Source organism: Micrococcus sp. ACRRV (genome assembly GCF_022346985.1).
In the GTDB taxonomy this organism is placed as follows: domain Bacteria; phylum Actinomycetota; class Actinomycetes; order Actinomycetales; family Micrococcaceae; genus Micrococcus; species Micrococcus porci.
Window position 1 is genome coordinate 1 of sequence record NZ_JAKRNH010000222.1, and the last position, 736, is coordinate 736.

General features: G+C 76.9%; 1 protein-coding gene. It reads right to left on the bottom strand.

Features of this window, described 5'->3' with window-relative positions; all coding sequences use genetic code 11:
* Positions 1–45: 45 nt before the first annotated feature.
* Complete coding sequence (locus tag MHY29_RS12210; protein ID WP_239241592.1) at positions 46–576, bottom strand: PH domain-containing protein; 531 nt, start codon at positions 574–576, stop codon at positions 46–48.
* Positions 577–736: the final 160 nt, after the last annotated feature.

Sequence of the window (736 nt, forward strand, 5' to 3'; positions counted from 1 at the left end):
GCAGGGGGGCGGTCTCGGGGACGGCGTCGTGGTGGGTGTCGCGGGTCAAAGTGCTCCTCCCCAGGCGGGCATGGCAGGGCGGGCGCGGTCGCGTGCCGCCCGGGTGGTCTCGGCGAGCACCTGCTCGAACCGCTCGGCCTCGGGGACGTCCGCCAGGCGCCAGTACACCTGGCGCAGCGGGTCCTGGAACAGGATGTGCAGGTCGCCGGAGGAGGCGCCGCGGCGGCGGCGCTGGACGTCGGCGATGCTCACCAGGGGCATCGCGGCCTCGGGGCCGGCGCCGAGGCCGGGGCGCTGCACGAGCCGTTCGGACGTGAGCACGGTGGCGCGCGTGGCCCAGCGCAGCAGCGGGCGGACGACCCCCACGAGCACGGCCACCACGGCCGCGGCCCAGACGACGGCCTCCAGCCACGGCACGGCGGCGCGCAGCGGGGAGGGGAGGCCAGGGCGGGCGAGCAGGCCCATCGCCAGGCCGAGGAGGAAGGCGGTGCCGGTCAGCCGGGCGGCCGTCCTGACCAGGACCCGGGGGTGGCTGCGCGTGCGGACGACCACCTGCTCACCGGGCTCCAGCCGCATCGGGTCCACCTCCTCGCTCGCTCGGGGCGCCACGGCGGTGGCCGGGCGCTCAGCCTCCGCGGCGCACGTCTCCCCGCAGGTGGACCACGTCGCCGGCACTGATCTCACGGGTGATTGTCTCACGCTCCCCCGTGACGACCCTCACGGGGGAGCGTGAGAC

Excerpts from the sequence above, each read along its gene's own strand:
- MHY29_RS12210 (WP_239241592.1), bottom strand. The coding sequence starts at position 576 with ATGCGGCTGGAGCCCGGTGAGCAGGTGGTCGTCCGCACGCGCAGCCAC.